General features: G+C 60.2%; 34 protein-coding genes. 30 read left to right on the top strand and 4 right to left on the bottom strand.

The annotated features are described in order from the left end of the window. Positions 1 to 42 precede the first annotated feature (42 nt). A complete protein-coding gene (locus LOY34_RS17190; protein WP_258663708.1) occupies positions 43 to 579 on the bottom strand; it encodes a hypothetical protein in 537 nt (178 codons plus the stop codon). A gap of 470 nt (positions 580 to 1,049) precedes the next feature. After that, the gene (locus LOY34_RS17185) at positions 1,050 to 1,898 is read right to left on the bottom strand and encodes a S24 family peptidase (protein WP_258663706.1); all 849 of its coding nucleotides are present in this window, start codon (positions 1,896 to 1,898) and stop codon (positions 1,050 to 1,052) included. Between the two features lie 96 nt (positions 1,899 to 1,994). Here LOY34_RS17185 and LOY34_RS17180 point away from each other — a divergent pair, with 96 nt between their 5' ends. The 10 genes from LOY34_RS17180 to LOY34_RS17135 all read left to right on the top strand — a co-directional run bounded on the left by LOY34_RS17180 (position 1,995) and on the right by LOY34_RS17135 (position 7,742). Continuing rightward, complete coding sequence (locus LOY34_RS17180) at positions 1,995 to 2,243, top strand: helix-turn-helix domain-containing protein (protein ID WP_258663704.1); 249 nt, start codon at positions 1,995 to 1,997, stop codon at positions 2,241 to 2,243. A 28-nt stretch (positions 2,244 to 2,271) separates the two neighbouring features. Next, positions 2,272 to 2,466 carry a hypothetical protein gene (locus tag LOY34_RS17175; RefSeq protein WP_028941800.1) on the top strand — a complete coding sequence of 65 codons (195 nt, stop codon included), beginning with the start codon at positions 2,272 to 2,274 and terminating at the stop codon, positions 2,464 to 2,466. A gap of 18 nt (positions 2,467 to 2,484) precedes the next feature. Beyond that, positions 2,485 to 2,721 carry a hypothetical protein gene (locus LOY34_RS17170; protein WP_254502178.1) on the top strand — a complete coding sequence of 79 codons (237 nt, stop codon included), beginning with the start codon at positions 2,485 to 2,487 and terminating at the stop codon, positions 2,719 to 2,721. A 164-nt stretch (positions 2,722 to 2,885) separates the two neighbouring features. Beyond that, entirely contained in the window at positions 2,886 to 3,563 is a 678-nt protein-coding gene (locus LOY34_RS17165; protein ID WP_258663699.1) for a phage antirepressor KilAC domain-containing protein, read from the top strand. Beyond that, positions 3,560 to 4,342, top strand: coding sequence for a DnaT-like ssDNA-binding domain-containing protein (locus LOY34_RS17160; RefSeq protein WP_258663697.1), 783 nt, complete (start codon positions 3,560 to 3,562; stop codon positions 4,340 to 4,342). The genes LOY34_RS17165 and LOY34_RS17160 overlap by 4 nt, the downstream gene beginning before the upstream one ends. Further along, complete coding sequence (locus LOY34_RS17155; protein WP_258663694.1) at positions 4,339 to 5,100, top strand: replication protein P; 762 nt, start codon at positions 4,339 to 4,341, stop codon at positions 5,098 to 5,100. Before LOY34_RS17160 ends, LOY34_RS17155 begins: the two co-directional genes overlap by 4 nt. Before the next feature lie 151 nt (positions 5,101 to 5,251). After that, complete coding sequence (locus LOY34_RS17150; RefSeq protein WP_258663693.1) at positions 5,252 to 5,788, top strand: hypothetical protein; 537 nt, start codon at positions 5,252 to 5,254, stop codon at positions 5,786 to 5,788. Further along, positions 5,781 to 6,251, top strand: coding sequence for a hypothetical protein (locus tag LOY34_RS17145; protein ID WP_258663691.1), 471 nt, complete (start codon positions 5,781 to 5,783; stop codon positions 6,249 to 6,251). Before LOY34_RS17150 ends, LOY34_RS17145 begins: the two co-directional genes overlap by 8 nt. Then, positions 6,248 to 6,850: a recombination protein NinG gene (locus LOY34_RS17140; RefSeq protein WP_258663689.1), complete on the top strand. Its 603-nt coding sequence runs from the start codon at positions 6,248 to 6,250 to the stop codon at positions 6,848 to 6,850. Before LOY34_RS17145 ends, LOY34_RS17140 begins: the two co-directional genes overlap by 4 nt. A 301-nt stretch (positions 6,851 to 7,151) precedes the next feature. Then, positions 7,152 to 7,742 carry a hypothetical protein gene (locus LOY34_RS17135; RefSeq protein WP_258663687.1) on the top strand — a complete coding sequence of 197 codons (591 nt, stop codon included), beginning with the start codon at positions 7,152 to 7,154 and terminating at the stop codon, positions 7,740 to 7,742. Between the two features lie 114 nt (positions 7,743 to 7,856). On the opposite strand, the gene LOY34_RS17130 is transcribed toward LOY34_RS17135, so the two are convergent. Together LOY34_RS17130 and LOY34_RS17125 are read right to left on the bottom strand one after the other, a co-directional pair. Continuing rightward, positions 7,857 to 8,258, bottom strand: coding sequence for a type II toxin-antitoxin system HicB family antitoxin (locus LOY34_RS17130; RefSeq protein ID WP_258663685.1), 402 nt, complete (start codon positions 8,256 to 8,258; stop codon positions 7,857 to 7,859). Positions 8,259 to 8,295: 37 nt separating this feature from the next. Continuing rightward, complete coding sequence (locus tag LOY34_RS17125; protein ID WP_258663684.1) at positions 8,296 to 8,478, bottom strand: type II toxin-antitoxin system HicA family toxin; 183 nt, start codon at positions 8,476 to 8,478, stop codon at positions 8,296 to 8,298. Positions 8,479 to 8,609: 131 nt separating this feature from the next. Here LOY34_RS17125 and LOY34_RS17120 point away from each other — a divergent pair, with 131 nt between their 5' ends. The 20 genes from LOY34_RS17120 (at position 8,610) to LOY34_RS17025 (ending at position 21,871) form a co-directional block, all read left to right on the top strand. Next, a complete protein-coding gene (locus LOY34_RS17120) occupies positions 8,610 to 9,287 on the top strand; it encodes a hypothetical protein (protein WP_045194466.1) in 678 nt (225 codons plus the stop codon). Positions 9,288 to 9,343: 56 nt separating this feature from the next. Next, positions 9,344 to 9,667: a peptidase M48, Ste24p gene (locus LOY34_RS17115; RefSeq protein WP_258593563.1), complete on the top strand. Its 324-nt coding sequence runs from the start codon at positions 9,344 to 9,346 to the stop codon at positions 9,665 to 9,667. Position 9,668: 1 nt separating this feature from the next. Continuing rightward, positions 9,669 to 9,932 carry a hypothetical protein gene (locus LOY34_RS17110; RefSeq protein WP_258593561.1) on the top strand — a complete coding sequence of 88 codons (264 nt, stop codon included), beginning with the start codon at positions 9,669 to 9,671 and terminating at the stop codon, positions 9,930 to 9,932. A 60-nt stretch (positions 9,933 to 9,992) separates the two neighbouring features. Next, the gene (locus tag LOY34_RS17105; protein WP_258663681.1) at positions 9,993 to 10,223 is read left to right on the top strand and encodes a hypothetical protein; all 231 of its coding nucleotides are present in this window, start codon (positions 9,993 to 9,995) and stop codon (positions 10,221 to 10,223) included. An 8-nt stretch (positions 10,224 to 10,231) separates the two neighbouring features. Continuing rightward, positions 10,232 to 10,684 (top strand): proteasome subunit beta, encoded by a 453-nt coding sequence (locus tag LOY34_RS17100; RefSeq protein WP_258663680.1) that lies wholly within the window; start codon positions 10,232 to 10,234, stop codon positions 10,682 to 10,684. Continuing rightward, positions 10,659 to 11,282: a putative metallopeptidase gene (locus LOY34_RS17095; protein WP_258663678.1), complete on the top strand. Its 624-nt coding sequence runs from the start codon at positions 10,659 to 10,661 to the stop codon at positions 11,280 to 11,282. Before LOY34_RS17100 ends, LOY34_RS17095 begins: the two co-directional genes overlap by 26 nt. A gap of 31 nt (positions 11,283 to 11,313) precedes the next feature. Further along, positions 11,314 to 11,775 carry a DUF2280 domain-containing protein gene (locus LOY34_RS17090; RefSeq protein WP_258663676.1) on the top strand — a complete coding sequence of 154 codons (462 nt, stop codon included), beginning with the start codon at positions 11,314 to 11,316 and terminating at the stop codon, positions 11,773 to 11,775. Further along, positions 11,762 to 13,063 (top strand): terminase large subunit, encoded by a 1,302-nt coding sequence (locus LOY34_RS17085; RefSeq protein WP_258663674.1) that lies wholly within the window; start codon positions 11,762 to 11,764, stop codon positions 13,061 to 13,063. The genes LOY34_RS17090 and LOY34_RS17085 overlap by 14 nt, the downstream gene beginning before the upstream one ends. Positions 13,064 to 13,071: 8 nt before the next feature. Beyond that, positions 13,072 to 14,496 (top strand): DUF4055 domain-containing protein, encoded by a 1,425-nt coding sequence (locus LOY34_RS17080; RefSeq protein ID WP_258663672.1) that lies wholly within the window; start codon positions 13,072 to 13,074, stop codon positions 14,494 to 14,496. Beyond that, positions 14,486 to 15,532 (top strand): phage head morphogenesis protein, encoded by a 1,047-nt coding sequence (locus LOY34_RS17075; RefSeq protein ID WP_258663670.1) that lies wholly within the window; start codon positions 14,486 to 14,488, stop codon positions 15,530 to 15,532. Before LOY34_RS17080 ends, LOY34_RS17075 begins: the two co-directional genes overlap by 11 nt. Positions 15,533 to 15,649: 117 nt before the next feature. Then, complete coding sequence (locus tag LOY34_RS17070; RefSeq protein WP_258663668.1) at positions 15,650 to 16,360, top strand: hypothetical protein; 711 nt, start codon at positions 15,650 to 15,652, stop codon at positions 16,358 to 16,360. Between the two features lie 12 nt (positions 16,361 to 16,372). Then, the gene (locus LOY34_RS17065; protein ID WP_033697011.1) at positions 16,373 to 17,341 is read left to right on the top strand and encodes a major capsid protein; all 969 of its coding nucleotides are present in this window, start codon (positions 16,373 to 16,375) and stop codon (positions 17,339 to 17,341) included. Between the two features lie 48 nt (positions 17,342 to 17,389). After that, positions 17,390 to 17,971, top strand: a complete 582-nt coding sequence (locus LOY34_RS17060) for a hypothetical protein (protein ID WP_258663665.1) — start codon at positions 17,390 to 17,392, stop codon at positions 17,969 to 17,971. A gap of 39 nt (positions 17,972 to 18,010) precedes the next feature. Next, positions 18,011 to 18,403, top strand: a complete 393-nt coding sequence (locus LOY34_RS17055; protein ID WP_258663663.1) for a protein singed — start codon at positions 18,011 to 18,013, stop codon at positions 18,401 to 18,403. A 2-nt stretch (positions 18,404 to 18,405) separates the two neighbouring features. Continuing rightward, complete coding sequence (locus LOY34_RS17050) at positions 18,406 to 18,762, top strand: hypothetical protein (protein WP_258663660.1); 357 nt, start codon at positions 18,406 to 18,408, stop codon at positions 18,760 to 18,762. Then, entirely contained in the window at positions 18,762 to 19,331 is a 570-nt protein-coding gene (locus LOY34_RS17045; RefSeq protein WP_258663658.1) for an HK97 gp10 family phage protein, read from the top strand. The genes LOY34_RS17050 and LOY34_RS17045 overlap by 1 nt, the downstream gene beginning before the upstream one ends. Then, complete coding sequence (locus LOY34_RS17040; protein WP_258663657.1) at positions 19,328 to 19,750, top strand: DUF4128 domain-containing protein; 423 nt, start codon at positions 19,328 to 19,330, stop codon at positions 19,748 to 19,750. The genes LOY34_RS17045 and LOY34_RS17040 overlap by 4 nt, the downstream gene beginning before the upstream one ends. Before the next feature lie 109 nt (positions 19,751 to 19,859). After that, entirely contained in the window at positions 19,860 to 20,054 is a 195-nt protein-coding gene (locus tag LOY34_RS17035; RefSeq protein WP_258663655.1) for a hypothetical protein, read from the top strand. A gap of 91 nt (positions 20,055 to 20,145) precedes the next feature. Further along, positions 20,146 to 21,306, top strand: a complete 1,161-nt coding sequence (locus tag LOY34_RS17030) for a phage tail tube protein (RefSeq protein ID WP_258663653.1) — start codon at positions 20,146 to 20,148, stop codon at positions 21,304 to 21,306. A gap of 79 nt (positions 21,307 to 21,385) precedes the next feature. Beyond that, on the top strand, positions 21,386 to 21,871 hold the full coding sequence (locus LOY34_RS17025) for a hypothetical protein (RefSeq protein ID WP_258663651.1): 486 nt from the start codon (positions 21,386 to 21,388) through the stop codon (positions 21,869 to 21,871). Positions 21,872 to 22,438 lie beyond the last annotated feature (567 nt).

The raw sequence follows: 22,438 nt of genomic DNA, 5'->3' as shown, positions 1-22,438 counted from the left end.
GAAAAAGCCCGCAGATGCGGGCTTATCTCAAGTCTTAGGTGTTCACTTTTTCAGATTGCCTAAAGCTTCAATAGTCTTAGCTTGGGTCTCTCTCACCTTTGCCAGCTCTTCACGAAGCGCTTCGCTGTCAACGCGCGCTTGCTGTCTATCTGCTTCACGCTCAGTCTTCAATTCCGATATCAATTTTTTGAGATCGTCATCTGCGTCCTTTTTGTCGGATCGAAGATCAGTACGAAGACCACTGATCTCGGTGAGCAATGCTTTGTGGGAGTCCCAAGCAAAGTAATAGGACCCTGCCAATACGGTGAGAGCGGCCAATGCCAGCTGCCAACCTTCTACATTGATTGCTTGTTTTGCCATGATCTCCTCACTCACATCCTGTGTGTAGGATTCCTCTGCCTCAGTATATACGATGGTCCCTCTCTGGAAGAGTTCGATCGTTTCGATTTTGGCTCTGCACGATGGGTCGACATTGTCTGTGACAAAAAAATCTGCCAAGACGGTGCTGAAAGCTCGTATCTGGATTGCAGGAACGTCCATCACATCGAATTGATCGCATGATCTCAGGGCTGCTTGCATCACTGGCCCTTAGAGATGTCGCGGACAATCGAATTGGCGTTGAACAATGCGACGAATCCACAATTTCTGCATGTGGCTACGTAGAACCACATTCCCAGGTGCTGCATGTTCGGGATGGGAGCAGCAACCACGGCTGCGGTGCCGTCACCGGATGGTGATGACGCCAACGCATAGTCACCAATCTTGCAGAATGAGCATTTGTTGCCTGGGACGCGTTCATTCCAATATTTAGCCAGAACATCCCCTGGGATGGTCAAGGCCGCGTGATCTGGGCCATGCTCAGATTGCGGAGTATCCGCATTTTCGCTACTCACAGTGGGAATCCCTTATTCCACGATGTTAGATGTCGACCATTATGTCTTTTAACATGGTGCTGGCCAAGCCGAGTTTCAATGCCTTTACGTTTCGGGTCGAAATGCCCCCTTATGCGCTTGCTCTCGCTCTAGTCTTTAGGGGGCTGAGCCAGAAGCTCAAACGAGATGAGCATTCCACACCAGCAGTACCCGAGCCTGAATGTAGGTCTCATCGACGCGGATGTCTTCGGGCGGATGATTTGTGTTGTCCGAAACCATCTTGAAATAGTCGCGACCTTTCTTCTGCAGGCGCTTGATGTACTGGTGCCCCTGGTGCGAGAAAAAGTAGATCCCATCCCCCTCAAATTCACGGATGCTCACATCCACGATCAAGGGGTCACGGTTTTTGATAGTAGGGGCCATCGACTGCCCCCGGCCTGTGATCAGCTTGAGGTGATAATGCTCTTTGAACTCGACGCCAAGCTCTCGTAGGTGCCTTGGGCTGACCCGAATGTCTTGCAACATCTCTGGAAAGTCGTGAGTCACCTCGCCATCACCCATGGCGCCACTCACATCATAGTGGGCAATCCACACCTCATCCCCGACAAGCCCAGGGCGTGAGAAGTCGACGGTAGTTACGCTTCCCTCATCACTCGCTTGCGCCGCAGCCATGAGTTGTGCCCTGGTAGATTCGGACAGGCCCTTTCCCTGGGTAGCCAGCATCATCCGCACCATTTCGGCTGCAGAGGTGGATGCAGGCTCTTCAGCGGGCAACGCTTCTTGTTGATCGTCAGGAAGGCTTTCGTACGAGAAGCCAGGGCGAAGGCCCCAGTGCTCAGGTCCGACAACGTCAGCAAAGTAGGCGATCACATCCATCAGCTTCGACTTGTCGATGCGCCCAGTTTTCACCCAGCCCTGAATCGACGGAGGCTTCACTTGGAAGTCGTCTGCGATTCTCTTTTTCGATACGCCCTTGGCGATCCGCGCGGCCTCGATGGCGGCGCCTAATTCCGGTCCGGTAAGCATTGCCTAATTAGGCCCATTGAGCCTTTGGTTAGGCAATAGCTTGTCTGAGATAAGGTAATGCCTTATATTCATCAATAAATCTCCAGGAGAGAACTCATGAAATCAGCAGAAGCAGCCAAAGAAGCATCCCGCTTGCTGGGCAGCCAGGCGGAAATGGCGCGCCGGCTGAACGTTACGGCTCCGACCGTAAATCAATGGTGTTCAGGGGAGCGCGCAGTACCAGCCAAGCGCGCCTTACAGATCGAAGCGCTCACGAATGGCGCTGTAGGTCGATCAGATCTCTGCCCCTCATTTCCATGGACCCAGGTTGACGCCTCGTCCAGTCAAACCCTTTCCGCTGCCTAAACCTTTCAACCGCAAGGAGCAAGACCGCATGGCATACCACGACCAAAGTCACCTGAAAGACCGGGAGATTAAGTCGCGCTACGACGAGGAAACCTATGAGGCGCTCAAGGCCGTGGCACGGCTCCACAAGCTTCAGCTAGCTGTCTTCGTGCGCATGTGCGTTGAGGAAAAGCTGGAAAGCATCATCGAGAGCGATGTTACCGACAAAAGCCAAATGGCCTGAAGGCCGGGAGGAGGCCCTGTGCCTGAAACCACGATCTGCCACGGGATCGATGGACGCCTCTACGAGAAGCTTGAGCGGCTGGCAAAGAAGGCAGGCGTTTCGCCTGAAGAGTACGCCGCGCAGCTGGGAACAGAGCGTTTGTTCGAGAAGACCAGGCCAAAAGGTGCCGGAAAAATCCGGAATCTGCCGGTACCAAAGCGAGGGCCGGACTTAATAGGCCCTGAAAAAGGAGGGGCTGATGAAGACCTCAGCTAACTCACCAAATCGCAGGCACAAAAAAACCGACGGGCAAGGTCGGCTTTTTCAACTGCAGTCGTTACAACACTGTGAGGCCGATTATGCACCCACATCACCATGATGTACAGGCCCTGGGCAGGGTCGCGCCACAAAACGCGAACTACGAAAACGTGGCGCGCACCATGTCCAGCATTGAGCTGCGTGATTTGATCAACGAAGCACGATCAGCCGCGGGCGAGCCAAAGGTTCGCAACGACCAGTTCGTCGCTCGTGTTCAAGACGAGCTTGGCGAGGAACTGGGGGTATGCAAAAAAATTGCACACCCCCAGAGCAGCGTTCGAATGGATAGTTACGACCTCACCCTCGACCAGTGCATGCTGGTGGGGATGCGTGAGTCGAAGGCGGTACGCCGGAGCGTCCTAGAAAAGCTGAAGACTCTCGAAGCTCCTCGCGTCATCGCAACCCTGCCTGATTTCTCCAGCCCGGCAGCGGCCGCCCGCGCCTGGGCTGAACAGTACGAGCTGCAACAGGCTGCCAGCCAGGCCCTGGCCGTTGCCGCGCCCAAGGTTGAGTTCGTCGATCGTTATGTGGACGCCACAGGCCTGAAGGGCTTCCGCCAGACGGCCAAGCTCCTACGGGCTAATGAGGCCCGCTTCCGCGAGTTCCTGCTCGACAAGAAGATCATGTACCGCATGGGCGGGGAGTGGCAGGCGTACCAGCAGCACATTGACGCCGGCCGGTTCGATATCAAGACCGGCACTACCGACGGCGGCCACGCATTCAACCAAACCAAATTTACCCCGAAGGGCGTCACCTGGGTGGCCGGCCTGTGGGCTCAGTACAACCTGGAGGCCCAATGATGGCCCGCATTCGCACTGTCAAACCCGAGTTCTGGTCGAGCGAGCAGGTCATGTCCTGCAGCCCGCTGGCTCGCCTGTTGTTCATCGGCCTCTGGAACTTCTGCGACGACGGCGGCAATCACCCGCTGGCGCCCCGGACCATTAAGGCCTTGGTGTTCCCCGGCGATGACATTACCACCGACCAGGTGAGCAACCTGCTTGGCGAGCTTGAAGGCGCGGAGCTGACCCTAAGCTACTGGGTAGCCGGGAAAAACTACCTTCATGTCCGCGGCTGGAAGCACCAGAAGATCGAAAAAAAGAACTACAAATACCCTGCGCCACCGGCTGAATCTGATGACGATTCGGAGAGTGGTCGTCGACAATTCGCCGAGGAGTCGTCGACTGGTCGTCGAGCGGTTGACCCCGGAAGGGAAGGGAAGGGAATAGGAGAAGATCAACACAACACTCAACGCGCGGAGCAGGAAAATTCCGCCGACCCAAGGGCGCCCTGCGAAATGACCCTTGAGTGGGTGCCGGACCAGAAGCTCCTGAAGGCCTATGCGCACCGTATGGGTATCCCTGTTGACCACTTCACCGCCGAAGCCACAGCCGCGTTTGTCTGTCACTACTCGGCGTCTGGCCGCATGGAGACTCAAGCGTCCTGGGTGAGCCTGTTGGTGAAGTGGGTGAAGCGCGATGCAGCTGCTGGTAGCAATGTTCGCCAGTTCCCGCTGAAGCGCCAGGCGAATGGTCCTGATTTCAACAGCACCAGCTGGGCTGACGACCTGGGGGCGCTATGAGCAAGCCAAAGCCGCCGCAAAGCGCAACCCAGCTCATGGCCAAGGCCACCAACCTGCCGCCAGTCATTCCGGTCACCGCGCGTCAACTGCCGCCCGGCACCACTGAAGTGGTCAACGCCCTGTTCAAGGAGCTGCAGGCGATCTTCCCGGCGTGGAAGCAGGCCTGGCCAGACAACGAGGCGTTGAACGCAGCAAAGCGCAGTTGGGTTAAGGCATTCATCGCCGCCGAGATCAACACCCTGGAGCAGATCCGCTATGGCCTGCTGAACTGCCGCCAGTTCGGCGGCGACTTTGCCCCGAGCGTTGGCAAGTTTATCAAGTGGTGCCAGCCGACGCCGGAAATGCTGGGCATTCCGTCGCACGACCGCGCATTCCGCGAAGCGCTGGAGAACTCGCACCCGAGCCGGGCTGACAATCGCACTTGGTCACACCCGGCGGTGCGCCACGCCGCGCTGCAGTGCGAGCTGCACAACCTGGCAGACCAGATCTCGGAAAAGGCCAGCAAGATCTTCGACCGGGCATACGACATCACCATCCGGCTCCTGGTGCAGGGCAAGCCGCTGGAAGACATCGCGATCGGTATCGGCCACGACAGCCAGAAGAGCGCTGCCGAGCTTGCCGAAGAGCATGCAAGGCAGAAGCAGGCCCGCCTGCTGGCGGTACAGCAGATCCCGTCCGGCGCCGCCGCGTGCCGCGCGCACCTGCTCGCCAAGTTGAACATCAAGCGCGCCGGGCAGCTGGCCGGGGAGGGCGTGTGATGAATTCCATTTGGCTGGCATTTGTTTTCGCGCTCTGCGTTGTGGGTGGCTGGGTTGGTGCGCACGAGAGCATCAAGAACGACTGCGACCGCATTGGTGGCTTCTACATCGGCAACACCACTTACAACTGCACCATCGGGAGGGCCAGGCCATGATCATCGACAAAGCAAAGCTGCAGCCCCTGCTGTGGGCAGTGGTAGGCGCCTGGAGGGCTGGCGACCAGGATCTGCAGGTGCATACCGACGCTCTGGACGAGTTTCTTGGCGAGCGGACGGTGGAGGAGGTCGCCCTGTGGCTGCTGGCGGAGATCGAGCAACTGACTCAATCGCCCGTGCAGCAGATCGTGGGCGGCATCGCTGCTGCTGCAGCAAACCACCTCGTGCAGGAGGCCAAAGGCTGTCTCGAAAAGGGTTTGTTAGAGCAGATTGACCAGCTCAAAGCCGAGAACGAGGCGCTGCGCAAGGAGCGCGTTCCATCTGGGCTCTATCGAGAGCTTGTAGCGCTTCGCGAACTACGCGACCAGGCCAAAAGTTATGTAGACGGCTACCTGCAGGACGAAGTCGAGGACGCCGATTCGTGCATCTCTGAAGAGCAGCACCTTTCGGCGGCGGCGCTGAGCGAGAGTCTGATGGATGCGTTTGAGGCGCACTGGGATGCGGCCATGGCCAAGGAGGTATCCCATGGCTGACCGCATCAGCGTCAACTGCCAGGCCAAGCTCTCCGAGGCTATCACCTGTCTGACCACCATGTTTCGCGACAAGAAGTTCGTGGTCGTCAGCCTTCGTCCTGGAAAGGACCGCACGCTTGACCAGAACGCCCTTTGGTTCGCGATGTACAAGCGCATTGCCGAGATGACCCAGATCGGCGACGCATCGGAGGCCCGCAAGTACTGCAAGCTACACCACGGCGTGCAGATCCTTATCAACGAGGATGAGGACTACCGAGCGGCCTGGTACCGAACCACTAAGCACCTCAACTACGAAGAGAAGCTTGGCCTGATGGGCGACTGCAAGCTGCTGGGGCCGGACGGTTTCCCGGTAACCAGTCTCTTCAATCGCGCCCAGGGCATCGCCTACACCAACCGTATCGTTGCTGACTTTACCGCCCATGGTGTGGTCTTCGACGACCTGCTAAACCAGGAGGCCGCATGACGATCGAAAGGAAGCTGCCCAAGCCGAAAAAATGCTGTGTCGCATCGTGTGGGGCCTTATTCGTCCCTTCACGCATGGGGCAGGCTGTATGCAGTCCGGCCTGTGCGGCACTCGATGCCCCGCGTCATCGGGAAAAGGCCCACAAGGCTATCAACCAGCGCAAGCGCCGCGAGATCAAGGTTCGCAAGGAGAAGCTCAAGACCCGCAGCGACTACATGCGCGAGGCCCAGGCCGAGTTCAACACCTACATCCGCCTGCGCGACCAGCACCTGTCGTGCATCAGCTGCGACTCACTGCCCAGCGATCACGACCTGATCACTGGCAGCCGCTGGGACGCTGGTCATTACCGTTCCGTGGGGGCCTGCCCGGAGCTGCGCTTTGAGGCGCTCAACGTTCACCGCCAGTGCGTGAAGTGCAATCGCAACCTATCCGGCAACGCGGTCGAGTACCGCATCCGGCTGGTGCAGCGCATCGGCGCTGAAAAGGTGAGTTGGCTGGAAGGGCCTCATCAGGCCCGCAAGTACACCATCGAAGACCTGAAGGCCATCAAGGCCGCGTACCGGGGAAAGATCAGAGAGCTGAAGGGGAGTGCCGGATGAAGTGCTGGATAGAAAAATTATGGCTCAATCGGAATATCTTTCAGATCGAAAGTGGTGCCGGCCAGACTAGGGCGACAATGGGTGTAGATAATTCTGCCAGCACCTTCAATAGAGCCTCCCTGCCAGCTTTGTGCCTCCCTCTGACACCCAGCTTCCGATTGGAAAATAGCCTGAACAGGGCGAGGGGTAGAGCACGTCGATTTGTAGTCCGAACAAATAACGAACCAAAGGATGTAATGAGTCAAAGTTTCCTCTCTAGCCACCTAACTGGATATACAAGTCTACCTGGGAAGGTGACCAAATGAAGCTGAATAGTGCACGCCAAGCATGGCATGACTGCCTGTACACGGCCTGGGACAGCCAAGGCGCGTTCATCGAGCAACTGGGCCTGCTGGGCGCCATGGTGCAGACCACTGACAAGCAGCGCAGCGCGAGCCATGCAGTGCACCAGGCGCTGGCAGGGCGGGTGCAGTCGGCGATCGGCAAGCTGCATAGCCAGGTCCGTGCCTTCGGCAACTTCATGTACAACCCGCGCCTGGACGACGACACCCGGGAGACAGCCGAAGAGGTGGTCTTCAACCTGGTGCAGAGCAAATCGCCGCGCATGACCGCCGCCAAGCGCGAAAAGCTCGAGTATGTGGTGAAGGGCGTAATGACCCGGTACCGGTACATGCACCAAGGCGGTCAGTCGGCCAATGACGATCCGCTGGCGTCGCCGGAGGGGTTTCGGGCTTGGTTGGATGCCCACTACGGTGTGAAGCTGGACTCAGTGCGCTGGGACCGTGAATGGGGTGGTTACGTGCGCCTTGCATTCGAGTGCTGCGAGGACGTCGACAAGATGGCGCTGGGACCAGTGGCAGCTGCAATCTACGAAATGAAGAGTGCCGCTTGAGGGCCTATTGCGTTCCCGCTCGGCTGGTGGCATAGTTTCCCCATCGTGATAATTTCGCCTTTGGCGAAGATCGCAAAAAGAACCCGGCCATTGAGCCGGGTTTTTTGTTTCTGCTTACTTGCCAAGCTTTTCCATTGCAGCATCGGCGAGGAAAGACGAACGGCTTTTGACATTGTGATCGCGCACGTACCGATCGATCCGCTGGATGACAAAGCCAGGCAGGGTCACGTTGACCTTCTCGGTCTTGCCCAGGTACGGCGTAATGTCGATCTCAATCATGCCCCAGCCCATATCCGCGAAGTCTGGATTGCTCCGGTGCGTTGCGGCAGTGGTCGGCATGGGAATGGCCTGGCCATTCGAAGCGATCTCCTCGAGCATGATGTGCGCGACCTCGACTGCGGCGGTATAAGCCTCCTCGAAGGTGTCGCCTGCGGTTACAGCGCCTGGAATGTCCGGCACCTGAATGCCGATGGCGGTGTTTTCGTCGCCCCACTCGATACAGATTGGATATTGCATTGTCGTCTCCTGCGAAGGTGCAAAGGGTGAAGCCGGGTTACTTCAACCCGGCTCGTTCCTTGATGCTCTTTACCGTGCCTATCGGTAGGTCTTTCTTTGGGTGAGGCACTGGTATCGAGTTTGGGTTGTTGGGGTGCCTGAAGATGTGGTGGCTTCCAGTAACTCGCTTTAGAACCCATCCAGCCGCTTCAAGCTCCTTTATCAACTGCCTGCTTTGCACCTCCGTCTCCTTGTGTGGTTGATGGGGTAATTATACCTCTAGGCGCATAACGTGTAAATCGTTTTGTGTGTCTGGGGTTATCTTTCTGCCTCGGCATGCTCCGGGGCTTTTTCGCTTCTGGAGATCAGCACATGCAGAGTCACGACTACCTACCAGGGGTATCCGGCTGGAAAATCAGCCCAGGAAACGTCGAGCTCAATAGCGCTCGGCTCTCGGTCGGCGGCCTGTCCTACAGCCCGCAGTCGATTACCGTAACCGCTGGTGAGTGGTCGCTGTCTGAGCTCCCCGCAAGCGGTGTTGAATACCATGCATTCATTGGCGCCGAGCTGGCGAAGATACCGCCCGAGCATCGAGACAGTGCTGAGCTCTCGACCGAAGACATCTCGTTTGACCGCGATGGTTCGGACATCCGCACCACGCTGACCTACAGCCGTCTAGAGACTGCTGAGGAGGTTGAGGCGCGACGGAATAGAGCAATGGTCGCGGGCAGCAGGATCAGCCTGAAGGACGGCGTGCTTACCATCACCCATGATGGCGCCGACCTCATCCGACTCGGTGATCTGGGGGAGCCCTTCATCGTGGATAGCGGTCAAGTCTTCATCAGCCAGGCTGTAGTCGATGCCAGCAAGCTCGCTACCGGATACACCATCAAGACTGAAACTTTGAACAGCGGTCGGGAAGTGATGACTGGCCTGAGCTTCTGCAGTCTCATTGACCCCTTGACGTTAAAGATCACCGATCCAGCTGATGCAGTCCGCCAAGTCATCCGCGAAGAGCTGCGACCAGGCGGTATGCTGAACTCCCGCTAATCCTGCTGCACCTTACCCGCCTTGAGCGGGTTTCTTTTTCACATGGAGCACCACCTATGGCCGAGCCAACAAGCGCCGCCGCGAGCGTAGTGCTGGGCAAGTACGGGGTGGTGATGGCTGCATTCATCGGCTCGATTCTTTCGCTTGGCTTCCTGAAGGACCTGACCCGCTTCCAGGCAGCGACTGCTGTTGCAACTGGCTTTGGATTCTCGGTTTACCTGACCCAGCCTGTCACTGCCTGGCTTGCCCCCAAGCTTGAGCTTGCGGTGACTGATGACCTGCTGTGCGGCGTGGCCTTCGTGCTGGGCCTTACGGCTATGAACATCATCCCGGCAATCAAGGCTGCCATGGGGTCGTTCGTCGCGGCGCGAGGTGCCTGACATGAACAGCATCCTGGTTTCAGCGCTGACCGCCCTGGACGTGTTTCTGTGCGTTCTGGTGGTGGTTGCCGCCTGTGACTACCTGCGCAAGGTTCGCCCGGCTGACCAGCCCTTACTGAGCATCGCCTTCTACCTGGTGGCCATCGGCGGATTCGGCGCATTCGTCACCGCCCTGCAGGGGCACTGGGTAAACCCCTTCGGCGCGATGCTTCACGCGGGTGTGGTCGCCTATGCCTGGGCCCGGCGCGGCCATGTGTTCGGCTGACCCGCGCCACAAATTCAAGGTGCGCCGTTTCGTGGCGCGTCAATCACCGAGGGAGTCCCCATGGACAACCAGCACAAAAAGATCACCGGCTACCGCGACCTCACCCAGAGCGAGATCGACGGCATGAACTCGATCAAAGCCCTGGAGGCCGACGCCGGTGAGCTGTTCAAGCAGATCGGCCAGATCAAAGGCGTGGACCAGCGCACCCTAGCCTTGGCCAAGACCAACCTGCAACAGGGCTTCATGTGGTTCGTTCGCTCGATCGCCAAGCCTGCCGACCCTTTCGCCTGAGAGAAGCTATGACCACCATCGCCTACAAGGACGGAGTGATCGCCTACGACTCTCGCCAAACCCGGGGCGGAGCAATCGTTTCTGATGATGCTCCGAAGTGCCAGGTTGTTGATGGGGTCAGTTTCTTCCTCGCTGGCGCCGTATGCGATGAGAAGGCACTGATCGCCGCCTACTTCGGTACTCCATCGGCAGTTCCTGTGGAGTGCTCAGGCTACGCCATCGACGGCGGCAAGCTGCTGATGGTCGGCCATGACGACAAGACGGGCGTCTGGCGGCAGGAACTCGATCCGGCCAACCCTGATGCGATTGGCAGCGGCTCCGCATTCGCCCTGGCTGCAATGGATATGGGTGCAAGCGCAGAAGAGGCGGTTCGTGCCGCGATGAAGCGTGACATCTACACCGGCGGGAAGGTTCGGACTATGGGGATTGACCAGCATGGAAAGGCCAGTTCCTCCGACTGATCTTCTTGAGCTGACCGAGCTATCGATGCTCGGCACCAGGCTTCAGCCAGCGCCTGAGGTAGGCGAGTGGGTGCAGGCTGCGATCCTCAGTGCGGATGGTGAGCTGCATAACCCTGACCACGCCCACCTGATTGATGCTCCGCTTCGCTTCCTGTGGGCGTCTGCCTGCTTCGAGAAGCAAGGGCGAACCGTAGTAGGCCAGGCCGAGGCTGTGATGTTCCGCGCTGGTGGCTGGCAGAAGGCTCGACAAGAGCAACAGATGATCGACTGGTTCGGTGAGGTGCCGGGTTTCGTCATCACCCTGGCTGCTGATTACTGCTCCCAGTGCTCCGACACCGAGTTCTGCGCCCTCATCGAACACGAGCTTTACCACGTAGCCCAGAAGCTCGATCAGTACGGTGCGCCCAAGTTCACCCAGGACGGTCTGCCGAGCCTGACGATCCGCTCACACGATGTGGAGGAGTTCGTCGGCGTGGTCCGCCGCTACGGCGCCAGTGAAGACGTACAGCAGCTGATTGACGCTGCAAGCCGGCCGCCTGAGGTGGCCAAGATCAACATTTCGAGGGCCTGCGGAACCTGTCTGCTCAAGTCTGCCTGACCTTTGACAGACCTAAGACGGAATTGAACCTATGGCGGCCCTGAGCAACGAGGTGAAAGCCTTTATCGTTCAGGCCCTGGCCTGTTTCGATACCCCCGCACAGGTGGCGGCCTCTGTCCGAGAAGAATTCGGCATCGAGGTGAGCCGCCAGCAGTGCGAATCGCATGACCCGACCAAGAGCGCAGGCCGAGATCTGGCCAAGCGCTGGCGGACCCTGTTCGACGACACGCGCAAGCGGTTCCGTGAAGAGACATCCGAGATCCCTATAGCCAACCGCGCTTTCCGTCTCCGCACGCTGGGAAGGATGGCCGAGAAGGCCGAGAGCATGAAGAACATGGCCCTGACTGCCCAGTTGCTGGAGCAGGCAGCCAAGGAAGTTGGCGACGTTTACGTGAACCGCCAGACCAAGAACGAGAATCCCCACGACAACGTGCCGCCCACCCGGGTGCAGGTAGACGTGGTGGATGCGAGGAAGCCGGATGCCGTCACTTAACGTGCCTCAGGCCAACTTTCTGCGGATGGAAAACAAATTCCGGGGGTTCGTGGCCGGGTTTGGCTCTGGCAAGACCTGGGTAGGTTGTGCGGCACTGTGCAAGCACGTCTGGGAGTGGCCCCGAATCGATTCCGGCTACTTCGCCCCGACTTACCCGCAGATCCGCGATATCTTCTTCCCGACCATTGAGGAGGTCGCTTTCGACTGGGGCCTGAAGGTCAAGACGAAGGAAAGCGACAAAGAGGTCGAGTTCTACAGCGGCGGCCAGTACCGTAGCACGACCATATGCCGCTCGATGGAGAAGCCGCAGACCATCGTGGGCTTCAAGATCGGGCACGCCCTGGTCGATGAACTCGATGTTCTGCCCGCGCTGAAGGCCGAACATGCCTGGCGCAAGATCATTGCCCGGATGCGCTACAACGTGCCAGGGCTGAAGAACGGCGTTGACGTAACCACCACCCCTGAAGGGTTCAAGTTCGTCTACCAGCAGTTCGTGAAGCAACTACGCGAGAAGCCTGCCCTACAGGGTATGTACGGCCTGGTGCAGGCCAGCACGTTCGATAACGAGCTGAATCTGCCGCCGGACTACATCCCATCGCTGATGGAGTCGTACCCGGCCCAGCTGATCCTGGCTTACCTGAACGGCCAGTTCGTCAACCTCAACGCCGGCTCGATCTACCACGCCTACGACCGCAAGCTGAACTCCTGCTTCGACACGGTCGAGGCGGGCGAGCCGTTGTTCATAGGCATGGACTTCAACGTCGGCAAGATGGCGGCGATCACGCACGTCAAACGGCCTGACGGTAAGCCCAGGGCAGTGGATGAGTTGATCGACGGCTTCGACACCCCGGACATGATCCGGCGCATCAAGGAGCGGTACTGGCGGCACAACGGCAACACGTACGAGAAGACCTGCGAGATCAGGATCTACCCGGACGCCTCCGGTGGTTCGCGAAAGTCGGTGAACGCCAGCGAGACTGACATTGCCATCCTGCGCCAGGCCGGCTTCAGCGTGATTGCGCCCGACGCCAACCCGCCAGTGAAAGACCGCATCAACGCCATGAACGCGATGTTCTGCAACGCGAATGGCGAGCGCCGATACCTGGTCAACCCGCTGCGCTGCCCGACTTACGCGGACGGCCTAGAGCAGCAGGTGTGGGCGCCCAACGGCGAGCCTGACAAGAAATCTGGCGTCGACCACGCGAACGATGCGGGCGGCTACTTCATCCACCACGACTATCCGATCAGCAGGCCGGTCACTCACGTGCCGATCTCGTTCACTTTCTGAGGCCACCCATGCCGAATTTCAGTCCCCGGGCAGAGTACTCGGAAGCCTTGCCCGGCTGGCAGCTGGTCAAGCGCTGCGTGGCGGGCGCCCGAGAGGTGCGCAAGCACGATATCTACCTGCCGATGCCTGATCCCGAGAACAAATCTCCCGAGAACCAGGCTCGGTACAAGCAGTACAAGAAGCGGGCGATGTTCCTGAACATCACCGGGCGCACACGCACCGGCCTGCTGGGTGCGGTGTTCCGCAAGACTGCTGAGCTGCAGCTGCCCACCGGCGTCGAGTACCTGAAGGAAAACGCCAGCGGCGACGGCACGAGCCTCGAGCAGCTTTCCAAGGATGCCGTGGGCGAATGCCTGGACGCTGGTCGGGGCGGGTTCCTAGTGGACTTCCCGGCGGTTGAGGGTGTGTCCTCGATGGCTGACATGCAGGGCCGTAGCGCGCTGATTCACCACTACGGCGCCGAGTCGATCATCGACTGGGATGAGCAGGTTGTTGATGGCGTGAAGCGCCTGGTCTATGTCTGCCTGCTGGAGTGCGTGTCCGTGTTCAGCCCGGACAGCCTGGAGCGCACAACGAGCACCCAATATCGCGTGCTGTTGCTGGTTGATGGCCGCTACGTCCAGCGCGTCTACGCCGAAGACGGCAACAACTACAGTGAGGTCGCGCCGCTCGACAAGAACGGCCGACCCTTCGATCACATTCTGTTCAGCTTCTACGGCGCCCAGAACAACGACGCCAGCGTCGACCGGTCACCGCTTGAGGATCTGGCCGACGTGAACATCCTGCATTACGGCAACAGCGCCACGGTGGAGGAGAGCGGGTTCATCAGCAGCCAACCGACGCTGTTCATCACGACCGATATCACGGCCGACGAGTTCGCCAAGGTGAACCCGAACGGCATGCATATCGGCTCGACGCGGGGCTACAACCTCGGCAAATCTGGTACCGCCACCCTTGTCCAGGCGACGGAAAGCCAGCTGGCTCGCACTCTGCTGAAGGACAAGGAAGAGCAGATGCTCATGATCGGCGCCCGCATCGTCCAGAAGGCGGGTGGCGCGGAGACGGCCGAGGCGGTGCGCATCCGCTACAGCTCGGACAACAGCGTGCTGGGCACCATCGCCGGCAACGTTTCCGAGGCCCTGAAGCGGGCCATTCTCGACGCTGAGCGCTTCATGATCGGCGAGCCCGATGATGACGGCACGGTCTTCTGGCTCAACCAATCGTTCTTCGACGAGACGATGACCGCCCAGGACATCCTGGCCCAGGTCCAGCTGTGGCAGCAGGGCCTGATCGCTAAGTCCGACTTGCGCACCAACCTGCGCCAGGGCGGTGTGCTCGAGGCAGACCGCAGCGACGAGAAGATCGACGAAGAGATCGCCCAGCAGCCGCCGGTGACCGGCAACGACACCGGAGATGGCGGCGATGAGCAGTGACGGCTATCTGTCCGACGCAGCGACTCGCCACCAGGTGCATGTGCAGCGCTACGCCGGCGGAAGCCTCAAGCGCCTGGCCAAGTTCATCACCAAGGCCATTGGTACCGCCAAATCGCGCGTATCGGAGGGATTGAGCCGGTATGGCACCCAGCGGTACGAGCGGCAGATCCAAGAGCTGCAGGGTGATCTGGCGACGATCTATGGCGACATGAAGCAGCAGGCGGTGCTGGACCTGACCGAGTTCGGCGGTTACGAAGCCGAGTTCAACATGAACCTGCTGGGCAAGGTTGTGAAGGCCGTGGTCCAGCTGCACAGGCCGTCGGTTGCTCAGGTGGCAGCCGCGGCGCTTGCTGATCCGCTCGACCTGGAAGTCGGCAAGGGCCGGCAGCGCATCAGCATCAACGGCGCGCTTGACCAGTACGGCACCAAGAAGAGCGCCGAGATCATCAGCGAGATTCGCATGGGGTCGGCGCTGGGCGAGACCTCCGGGCAGATCAGCCGCCGGTTGACCTCCCTGGGCGTCCAGCAGCGCGATCAGGCTCAGGCCCTGGTCAACACCATGACCAACCATATCGCCAGCACAGCGCGCGTGGAGGTGCTCAAGGATAACGACGACATCCTTAAGGGGATGCGCCGGGTTGCCACCCTGGACAGCCGAACCACGATGTTCTGCATGAGCATCGACCAGACGGTCATCCCACTGGATGGGCCGAAGCCGCCGTATCACTGGCGGTGTCGGACCACGATCATCCCAGTGCTGAAAGACGAGTTCGCCCGTGAGATTCCCGGCTCAACCCGGCCCTCAGTCGGGCCTGATGGCGTTGAGCAGGTGAGCAGCAAGACCAGCTATAGCGAGTGGCTGGCCAGGCAGCCCGCGGCGTTCCAGTCGGACGTGCTCGGGCCTGAGCGATACAAGCTGTTCAGCAAGGGCGAGCTGTCCATCGACAGGTTCGTTGACGATGACGGCAAGACCTTGACCCTCAAAGAGCTGCGCGAGCGCGAGCCGATGGCCTTCGAGCGAGCCGGCATGAACTGATCCGCGCCACAAAACACTGCACTGTCATTTCGTGGCGCGAAATCCCCAAGCCCTGGCTGAGCCGGGGCTTTTTTGTATCCGCAGGCAGGGCCTGCTCAACGTCTCTGGGAGACAGCAATGACCTTGAAATTCCAACTGGACAGCCTCGAAGGCGTCGACGAATCCATCCAGGCCCTGTACGTCGAGAAGGACGGCAAGTTCGTTCTCGGCATCGAGGGGCTTCCGCAGCCTGAAGATGTTACCGGCTTGAAGTCGAAGGTTCAGGAACTGCTGGACGAGAAGAAGGCAGCCGACAAGGCCCGCAAGGACGCCGAAGAGCAGGCCCGCCTGGAGCGCGAAGAAGCGCTGCGCAAGTCGGGCAACGTCGAAGAGCTCGAAAAGTCCTGGTCCGAGAAGTTCAGCCGTCGCGAGGCCGAGCTGACCAGCACCCTCGAAAGCGAGCGCGCCACCCTGCAAGGCCAGATCCGGGATCTGACCGTGGGCCGCACCGCTACGGAGATCGCGACCACGCTGGCCATCCCAGGCAGCGCCAAGGCATTGCTTCCCCACATCGAACGCCGGCTGAGCGTCGAGCAGCGCGACGGTAAACCCACCGTTGTCGTGCTGGACGCGGCCGGCAAGCTCTCGGCGGCAACGCTGGACGAGCTGAAAGCAGAATTCACCAACGATCCGGCCTTCGGCCCGCTGATCGCTGGCAGCAAGGCATCTGGCGGCGGGGCCGGCGGACACCAAAAAGGCGGCGGGGCCGCAAAGGGCAACATCGGCGGCACCAAAGAGGAGCGCACGGCGGCACTGGCCAGCCGGTTCCCAGACCTTCCATTGAAATAAGGAAATACACCCATGTCCCTGTCGCAAATGCAGGTTTTCAACGAATACATCATGCCGGCGACCATCGAGACGCTGGATCAGATGCTCGTTGCGTTCAACGCCGCCAGCCGCGGCGCCATCGTGCTGTCTCCGGACGGCTTCACCGGCGACTTCCTGCAGGAGTCGTTCTTCCAGACCCTGGCTGCCGCCCAGCGCCGCGTGGATCGCTACGCCGCCAACGGCACTGCGCCGATCACCGACTTGACTGAGCTGAAAAATACCTCGGTCAAAGTGGCTGGCGGCTTCGGCCCGATCCGCTACGAGCCGTCGCAGATGACCTGGCTGGAGCGCCCGACCGCTCAAGGTATCGAGGTTGCGTCCCGCGCGTTCGCTGAAATCCTGCTGAAGGACCAGCTGAACACCGCAATCGCCGCCCTGGTCGCCGCGATCACTGCCCAGGCTGCCGCCGTCAACGACGTGTCGGCCACCGCCGGCATCACCTACGCCGGCCTGAACAACGCTCATGCGAAGTTCGGTGATGCAAGCCAGAACCTGGTCACCCAGGTGATGCAGGGCACCACCTACCACAAGCTGGTCGGTCAGAATCTGGCCAACCAGCAGCAACTGTTCCAGGCCGGCAACGTCCGCGTGATCGATATCCTGGGCAAGGTCTCGGTTGTGACTGACGCGCCGGCGCTGATGCAGGACGGCACCCCAGACAAGGAAATCATCCTGTCTCTGGTCCAGGGTGCGGCTCTGGTGCACGACGGTCGCGACATCATCAGCAACGTTCAGACCAACAACGGCAAAGAGCGGATCGAAACCACGCTGCAGACCGACTACACCTTCGGCCTGGGCCTCAAGGGCTACACCTGGGATGTAACCGCCGGCGGCAAGTCCCCGACCGATGCCGAACTGGCCACCGGCACCAACTGGGACAAGACCGCCACCAGCATCAAGCACACCGCTGGCGTTGCTTTGATCGGTGACGCCTCCAAGTAACCCTTATAGTGGGCTGGGCCTATGGTCTGGCCCGCTGAGGACGTGAGCATGAGCAACAACAACATCTGGTACCTGGCCGGCCCGTTCCACCAGTACCAGGAAGATGTGAAGGCCTTGGCCAGAGAGCATGGCCTGGTAATCGTCGACGCCAACGCCGCTACCAACCGCAAGGGTGAGACCAAGGACGTGCCAGCGGTGACCATTCGCCCCGAGCTGAAGGCCGCGGTTGTGATTGTCGAGCCTGGCGGGCTGAGCCAAGACGTGGTCGACCAATTGACGACCGAGCTGGCCGCCATTGGTGTGATCGTCGAGTCGTTCGCTGAGCAAAGCCTGGAGCGCCCAGAGGGCGAGCTGGGCGAAACCGCAGGCCGCCTGTTCCAAGTGCTGGAGGCGGTCAATGCCGGAATCGCCAGCCTGCAGCGCGAGCGCGACGGTGAAGCTCAGAAGGTAACCGACCTGGAGCAAGAGAAGGCTGACCTGCTGAAGCAGGTCGAGGCACTCAAGGCTGCAACTGTCGACCCTGAGATCGAGGCGCTGAAGGCAGTCCTGGATAAGGCGGGCGTTACCTACCGCGCCAACGCCTCGAAAGAGTCGCTGCAGAGACAGGTTGCCGAACTCGGCCAGCAGTAAAATCGGGGCCGCGGCCCCACTCATTCAAGCGGAGGCCTGATGGCTACCTACATCACTGTGGCCGACGTGGATAGCATCCTCGGGCCAGCCTGGGCACCTGACGAGGCCAAGGCGGAGGCGGTCTTCGAGGCGAATGCCTGCCTGACCGCGCTCAACCTGGCGGGCATCGACACGGACGACATCCCCGACGACGTGAAGCAGGCCGGCGCCCGCCTGTCCAAGTGTGCCTCACAGGGCAAGCTATACCAGCAGCAGACCGAGGGCTCACTTGAAGCCAAGACGGTCAAGGCTGGCTCGGTCTCGACCAGCAAGACCTACGGCTCTATCGACCGCACCAGTGCCGCCGCGCAGCCTTCCTGCGTGCAACTGGCCCTGGCGCTGCTGACACCCTGGCGTAGCAACCCGTTCGCCTTCGCCGTAAAAAGGGGGTAGTCATGGGGCTGCGAGAAGAGATACAGGCCGATATGGCCGAGGCCTTCGATACCGACCTGGCAGACGCGGTGCAGCCGTTCACTGGCGGCATAACGCTACCCGGCACCTGGGATCCAGTCACCGAGACCGGTGGCGACCCAGTGGTGATCAGCTACTCAGGCCGCGGGGTGTTCGACTCCTTCAAGATCGCGCTGATCGACGGCATGAGTATCAAAGCCACGGATCAATTGCTCATTGCTCTCACCAACGAGACCACCGGCGTTCCGCAGGTCGGCCACCAGATCAATGGCTTCGACGTGATCAACGTGCAAACCGATCCCGCCGGTGCCCACTACGAGATCCAGCTCAGGGAGGTCTGATGGCTACCAATGGCTGGAGCACCAGCCTGACAGAGTTTGTGGACCAGGCGGAAGCTGACATCAGTCAGATGGCCCGAGTGATCGCCCAGAAGATGCTGGAGGAGGTGGTGCTGAAGTCGCCGGTAGGCAACCCAGGCCTATGGCAGGCCAACATCAAGCTGACCGCAAGGAACGTAGCGCTGGCTGATGCCTACGACGCAAACGTCGATGCGCGAAACGCCAGCAACCCCGGCAAGAAGTTCAAGAAACTCACCCAGCGCGAGCGCAAAGAGAACTTCTTCGTGGATGCGAAAGCCGCCGGTCAGGGCTATGTGGGCGGCAGGTTTCGCGGGAGCCACATTGTCTCCGTTGGCGCGCCGGACTTCACCGTCACCGAGCGCGTCGACGCAGAAGGGTTTTCGACCATTTCAGAGGGCACCAGCGTGATCCAGTCCGCTGGCCGCTTTCCGGTGATCTACATCCAGACGAACCTCCCGTACGCCGAGGCGCTGGAGAATGGGCATTCCACCCAGGCTCCAAGCGGGGTGTATGGCCTGGCCTTCATTGGAGTAAGCGAGGCCTACAAATGACCTTCGAGGAAATTCGCGAGGCCATCGTTGGGCGCATGGCGTCGTTCGGTGGTATCGAGCAGAAGCGCATCTTCTACCCGAATGCGCCGTATCCGCCGGAAAACATCGACACATCCGGCCTGTTCAAGCCGCCGGCGACCGGGCTTTGGTGTCGCCTGAATCTGCAGTACGCCACGGCCTTTATGGCCGGTATGGCAGACCGCCCACATACCCGCAAGCCTGGGCAGATCAGCATCCAGTGCTTCGCCCGGGCCAGGACGGGATTGAAAGCACTCAACCTGCTGGCCGGCGAGCTGGAAGCGCACTTTGCGTACTGGATGACTGGCCAGCTTGAGTGCATGGAAGCCACCCAGGTCGATGCAGGCGAGTTCGAAGGCTTCTACCAGATCAACGTCAACATCCGGTTCCGCGCCGGCTGAGAGATCGATATGAGCGAAATTACAAAAGAGCTGCACCGCAGCTTGATCCGCGCTGCGAAGGGCGCGCTTGCGGCGTGGGAGCGCTGGCTTGCCGCGAAGGAGAAGTGCGATGAAGGTTCGAATTGATGGCCGGATCGTAGAGCGAGAAGGCTGTCTGGTGCGCGATGAGACCTATCGCCACGGTGGAGTCGGCATGAGCATTCCGCGAGAAGAGCCAGAGCTTGAAGAAGGTGAGCGGGTTTTGTGGGCGCTTGGCGACCCTATACCTACCATCATCCGCATTCACGACCCATTCCAGTACTGACCCCAATTCACCGGGCACGCTGACCAGACACGCCGAACGGCCCCTCTGATCGCCACGCCTCCCCGGATCAATACGATCTAAGGAGGCTCCGATGAGTTCGGGCGCTAAAGTTGTAAGTCACATCATCGCCGAGGTGACGCCCGGCGTTACCCCGGCCGGCACCTGGGATACGCTGCGCCTGACCGGCAACGCACTGACCCCTACCGTAAACACCCAGGCCAGCGACGAGATCACCGATACCCGGCTAAGCCAGGGCTCGGTGGCCACCAGCATCGATATCGGCGGCGACCTGACGGCAGAGCTCTCGTTCGGCTCTTTCGATCAGCTGCTGGAGGCTGCTTTCTACGGCACCTGGACCAGCGACGTGCTGTCCGTAGGCGATACCCGCCGGACCTTCAGCATCGCCAAGGGCTACGAAGACGTTGGCGTCTACGGCGTGTTCAAGGGCGCGCATGTCTCTACCTTCGCCCTCGACATCCCGTCCGACGGAAAGATCACCGCCACCTTCAACATGGCGTGCCTGGACTACGAGGATAACGAAACCTCGATCGTCGTCTCGCCGAATGCTCCGACCACCACGCCATTCCTGTCGAACAATAACGTCGGCACGATCCTGGTCAATGGCCAGTCGCTGGAGGGCGTGGCTTGCGTGTCGGCGATGACCGTGAGCCTGGACAACAGCCTGCAGACGCAGCGCTGCCTTGGGTCTGACCGCCTGGGCCCTGGTGCGCACATCGCTACCGAGGCCGCGATCACCGGCAGCATCACCCTGGCCTGGTCCAAGCGGGCCTGGGAAATCTGGAAGAACACCTTCACCCGCGCGCCGATTGCGGTGGTGTTCCCCATCACCGACAGCTTGGGCAACAAGTACACCTTCAACTTCCCGGCCGTCGAGGTTGACGGCGAGCTGCCGAACGGTGGGAAGCGCGACCTGATCGAAGTGACACTCAACTACACCGTGGCCAAGCTCAGCCCGACCATTACCCGCGTTTCGTTCGTGCCGGTGGTCAGCGTGTCGGTGACCCCTTCGACGGCTTCCGTGGCGGTGGCAGCTACCCGCCAGTTGTCGGCGTCAGCCTTGCCGGCTGAAGCTGCGCAGAACGTCACATGGTCCAGCTCGGCGCCGAGTGTGGCGACTGTCAGTGCTTCCGGTTTGGTCACGGGCGTCTCCGCTGGTTCCGCGACCATTACCGCAACCAGCGTCTCCGCCCCCACAAAGACCGGCACGGCGGCGATTACGGTTACCGCCTAACCCTGCATCACCTTTGGCTTCCCCGGCGCTCACGCCGGCTGGGGCGGCCCTTTTATTGGCGTGGCGTTGAGGAACAACCATGGCTTTGCAACTGACCGCAAAAAACCAGCCCGCCGTTGGCGAGCGCTGGGTTGAGTTCGATAAGGACACCAAGATCCTGCTGGCTGGCATCGACAATGCCGAATACCAGGTGGGCCTGGAGCGCATGCGCCGCCGGATCGCGCGGAATGACGCTCGGTTCGAAGAGGGCCAGGTCGGAGTGGTGGCCGGCGAACTGACCGAGCACCAGAACCACGCCATGCTGCTGAGCCACTTCATCGTGAAGGACTGGTCCGGCGTGCTGGACGCCCAGGGTGACCCGATCAAATACAGCCCTGCGGTGGCTGCCGAGCTGCTTGAGACCAACATCGAGTTCTTCGTGTTTGTCCTGCGTGCAGGCGCTGCGGCCGCGACTGATACCGCTCAAGAGCGGGCCGAGACAGTGGGAAAGCAGTCAACCGCTTCGAGTGGGAGCGCGAATGGGGCGGCGACTCGGAAAAAAGGCGCACGGTCTACCAAAGGCTGAAGCTTCAAGTGCCCGACGAGCCGCCGAACGACCCTATCACGGCCTACCTGCTGAACCTATTCCGTAATATCTGCCGCGGGCGTCGGTTCGCCTCCAGCATGGCTGGAGTTTTCCCTCTGCCACTAGCGGCCCGGGAGATATCCGATTGGCTGGAGTCACACCCATCGCCTTTGGCCAGGGAGGAAGTCGACGATGTGATGTTCGCGCTGGATGCAGCCTGCCTGGCTGGTGATGAAGATTAACCACAGCGCGGGACGTCCCGCAGGAGCAAAAATGAGCACATTCACGCCTGCGGGAGCCGAGTCCGAAATGATCTCAGTTACGTGTGGTATTTGCGCCACGGAATCTGCGAAGGGTGAAGTCCTGCAAGGAGTTTGGCCAGATCTTGCCGACCGTGATACCGGAAGGTTCCCCGCGAATCTTGTGACGCCAGAACAACGGGCACTCCTGGAAAGTGCGGCTGGAACGATTCGCGGACCGGCTGCGCTGCGCTAGATGAAGACGTGTAGTGGTGCTTTACGATAACGACGGCAAACGTGACGCCCCTATGGGTAATCAGGGCTCCCT

Source organism: Pseudomonas sp. B21-009 (genome assembly GCF_024749345.1).
Lineage (GTDB): Bacteria > Pseudomonadota > Gammaproteobacteria > Pseudomonadales > Pseudomonadaceae > Aquipseudomonas.
Note: the sequence above shows the minus strand (reverse complement) of the source record. Positions and strands in the feature narration are given on the sequence as shown.

Excerpts from the sequence above, each read along its gene's own strand:
- LOY34_RS17190 (WP_258663708.1), bottom strand. The coding sequence starts at position 579 with ATGCAAGCAGCCCTGAGATCATGCGATCAATTCGATGTGATGGACGTT.
- LOY34_RS17185 (WP_258663706.1), bottom strand. The coding sequence starts at position 1,898 with ATGCTTACCGGACCGGAATTAGGCGCCGCCATCGAGGCCGCGCGGATC.
- LOY34_RS17180 (WP_258663704.1), top strand. The coding sequence starts at position 1,995 with ATGAAATCAGCAGAAGCAGCCAAAGAAGCATCCCGCTTGCTGGGCAGC.
- LOY34_RS17175 (WP_028941800.1), top strand. The coding sequence starts at position 2,272 with ATGGCATACCACGACCAAAGTCACCTGAAAGACCGGGAGATTAAGTCG.
- LOY34_RS17165 (WP_258663699.1), top strand. The coding sequence starts at position 2,886 with ATGTCCAGCATTGAGCTGCGTGATTTGATCAACGAAGCACGATCAGCC.
- LOY34_RS17160 (WP_258663697.1), top strand. The coding sequence starts at position 3,560 with ATGATGGCCCGCATTCGCACTGTCAAACCCGAGTTCTGGTCGAGCGAG.
- LOY34_RS17155 (WP_258663694.1), top strand. The coding sequence starts at position 4,339 with ATGAGCAAGCCAAAGCCGCCGCAAAGCGCAACCCAGCTCATGGCCAAG.
- LOY34_RS17150 (WP_258663693.1), top strand. The coding sequence starts at position 5,252 with ATGATCATCGACAAAGCAAAGCTGCAGCCCCTGCTGTGGGCAGTGGTA.
- LOY34_RS17145 (WP_258663691.1), top strand. The coding sequence starts at position 5,781 with ATGGCTGACCGCATCAGCGTCAACTGCCAGGCCAAGCTCTCCGAGGCT.
- LOY34_RS17140 (WP_258663689.1), top strand. The coding sequence starts at position 6,248 with ATGACGATCGAAAGGAAGCTGCCCAAGCCGAAAAAATGCTGTGTCGCA.
- LOY34_RS17135 (WP_258663687.1), top strand. The coding sequence starts at position 7,152 with ATGAAGCTGAATAGTGCACGCCAAGCATGGCATGACTGCCTGTACACG.
- LOY34_RS17130 (WP_258663685.1), bottom strand. The coding sequence starts at position 8,258 with ATGCAATATCCAATCTGTATCGAGTGGGGCGACGAAAACACCGCCATC.
- LOY34_RS17120 (WP_045194466.1), top strand. The coding sequence starts at position 8,610 with ATGCAGAGTCACGACTACCTACCAGGGGTATCCGGCTGGAAAATCAGC.
- LOY34_RS17115 (WP_258593563.1), top strand. The coding sequence starts at position 9,344 with ATGGCCGAGCCAACAAGCGCCGCCGCGAGCGTAGTGCTGGGCAAGTAC.
- LOY34_RS17110 (WP_258593561.1), top strand. The coding sequence starts at position 9,669 with ATGAACAGCATCCTGGTTTCAGCGCTGACCGCCCTGGACGTGTTTCTG.
- LOY34_RS17105 (WP_258663681.1), top strand. The coding sequence starts at position 9,993 with ATGGACAACCAGCACAAAAAGATCACCGGCTACCGCGACCTCACCCAG.
- LOY34_RS17100 (WP_258663680.1), top strand. The coding sequence starts at position 10,232 with ATGACCACCATCGCCTACAAGGACGGAGTGATCGCCTACGACTCTCGC.
- LOY34_RS17095 (WP_258663678.1), top strand. The coding sequence starts at position 10,659 with ATGGAAAGGCCAGTTCCTCCGACTGATCTTCTTGAGCTGACCGAGCTA.
- LOY34_RS17090 (WP_258663676.1), top strand. The coding sequence starts at position 11,314 with ATGGCGGCCCTGAGCAACGAGGTGAAAGCCTTTATCGTTCAGGCCCTG.
- LOY34_RS17085 (WP_258663674.1), top strand. The coding sequence starts at position 11,762 with ATGCCGTCACTTAACGTGCCTCAGGCCAACTTTCTGCGGATGGAAAAC.
- LOY34_RS17080 (WP_258663672.1), top strand. The coding sequence starts at position 13,072 with ATGCCGAATTTCAGTCCCCGGGCAGAGTACTCGGAAGCCTTGCCCGGC.
- LOY34_RS17075 (WP_258663670.1), top strand. The coding sequence starts at position 14,486 with ATGAGCAGTGACGGCTATCTGTCCGACGCAGCGACTCGCCACCAGGTG.
- LOY34_RS17070 (WP_258663668.1), top strand. The coding sequence starts at position 15,650 with ATGACCTTGAAATTCCAACTGGACAGCCTCGAAGGCGTCGACGAATCC.
- LOY34_RS17065 (WP_033697011.1), top strand. The coding sequence starts at position 16,373 with ATGTCCCTGTCGCAAATGCAGGTTTTCAACGAATACATCATGCCGGCG.
- LOY34_RS17060 (WP_258663665.1), top strand. The coding sequence starts at position 17,390 with ATGAGCAACAACAACATCTGGTACCTGGCCGGCCCGTTCCACCAGTAC.
- LOY34_RS17055 (WP_258663663.1), top strand. The coding sequence starts at position 18,011 with ATGGCTACCTACATCACTGTGGCCGACGTGGATAGCATCCTCGGGCCA.
- LOY34_RS17050 (WP_258663660.1), top strand. The coding sequence starts at position 18,406 with ATGGGGCTGCGAGAAGAGATACAGGCCGATATGGCCGAGGCCTTCGAT.
- LOY34_RS17045 (WP_258663658.1), top strand. The coding sequence starts at position 18,762 with ATGGCTACCAATGGCTGGAGCACCAGCCTGACAGAGTTTGTGGACCAG.
- LOY34_RS17040 (WP_258663657.1), top strand. The coding sequence starts at position 19,328 with ATGACCTTCGAGGAAATTCGCGAGGCCATCGTTGGGCGCATGGCGTCG.
- LOY34_RS17035 (WP_258663655.1), top strand. The coding sequence starts at position 19,860 with ATGAAGGTTCGAATTGATGGCCGGATCGTAGAGCGAGAAGGCTGTCTG.
- LOY34_RS17030 (WP_258663653.1), top strand. The coding sequence starts at position 20,146 with ATGAGTTCGGGCGCTAAAGTTGTAAGTCACATCATCGCCGAGGTGACG.
- LOY34_RS17025 (WP_258663651.1), top strand. The coding sequence starts at position 21,386 with ATGGCTTTGCAACTGACCGCAAAAAACCAGCCCGCCGTTGGCGAGCGC.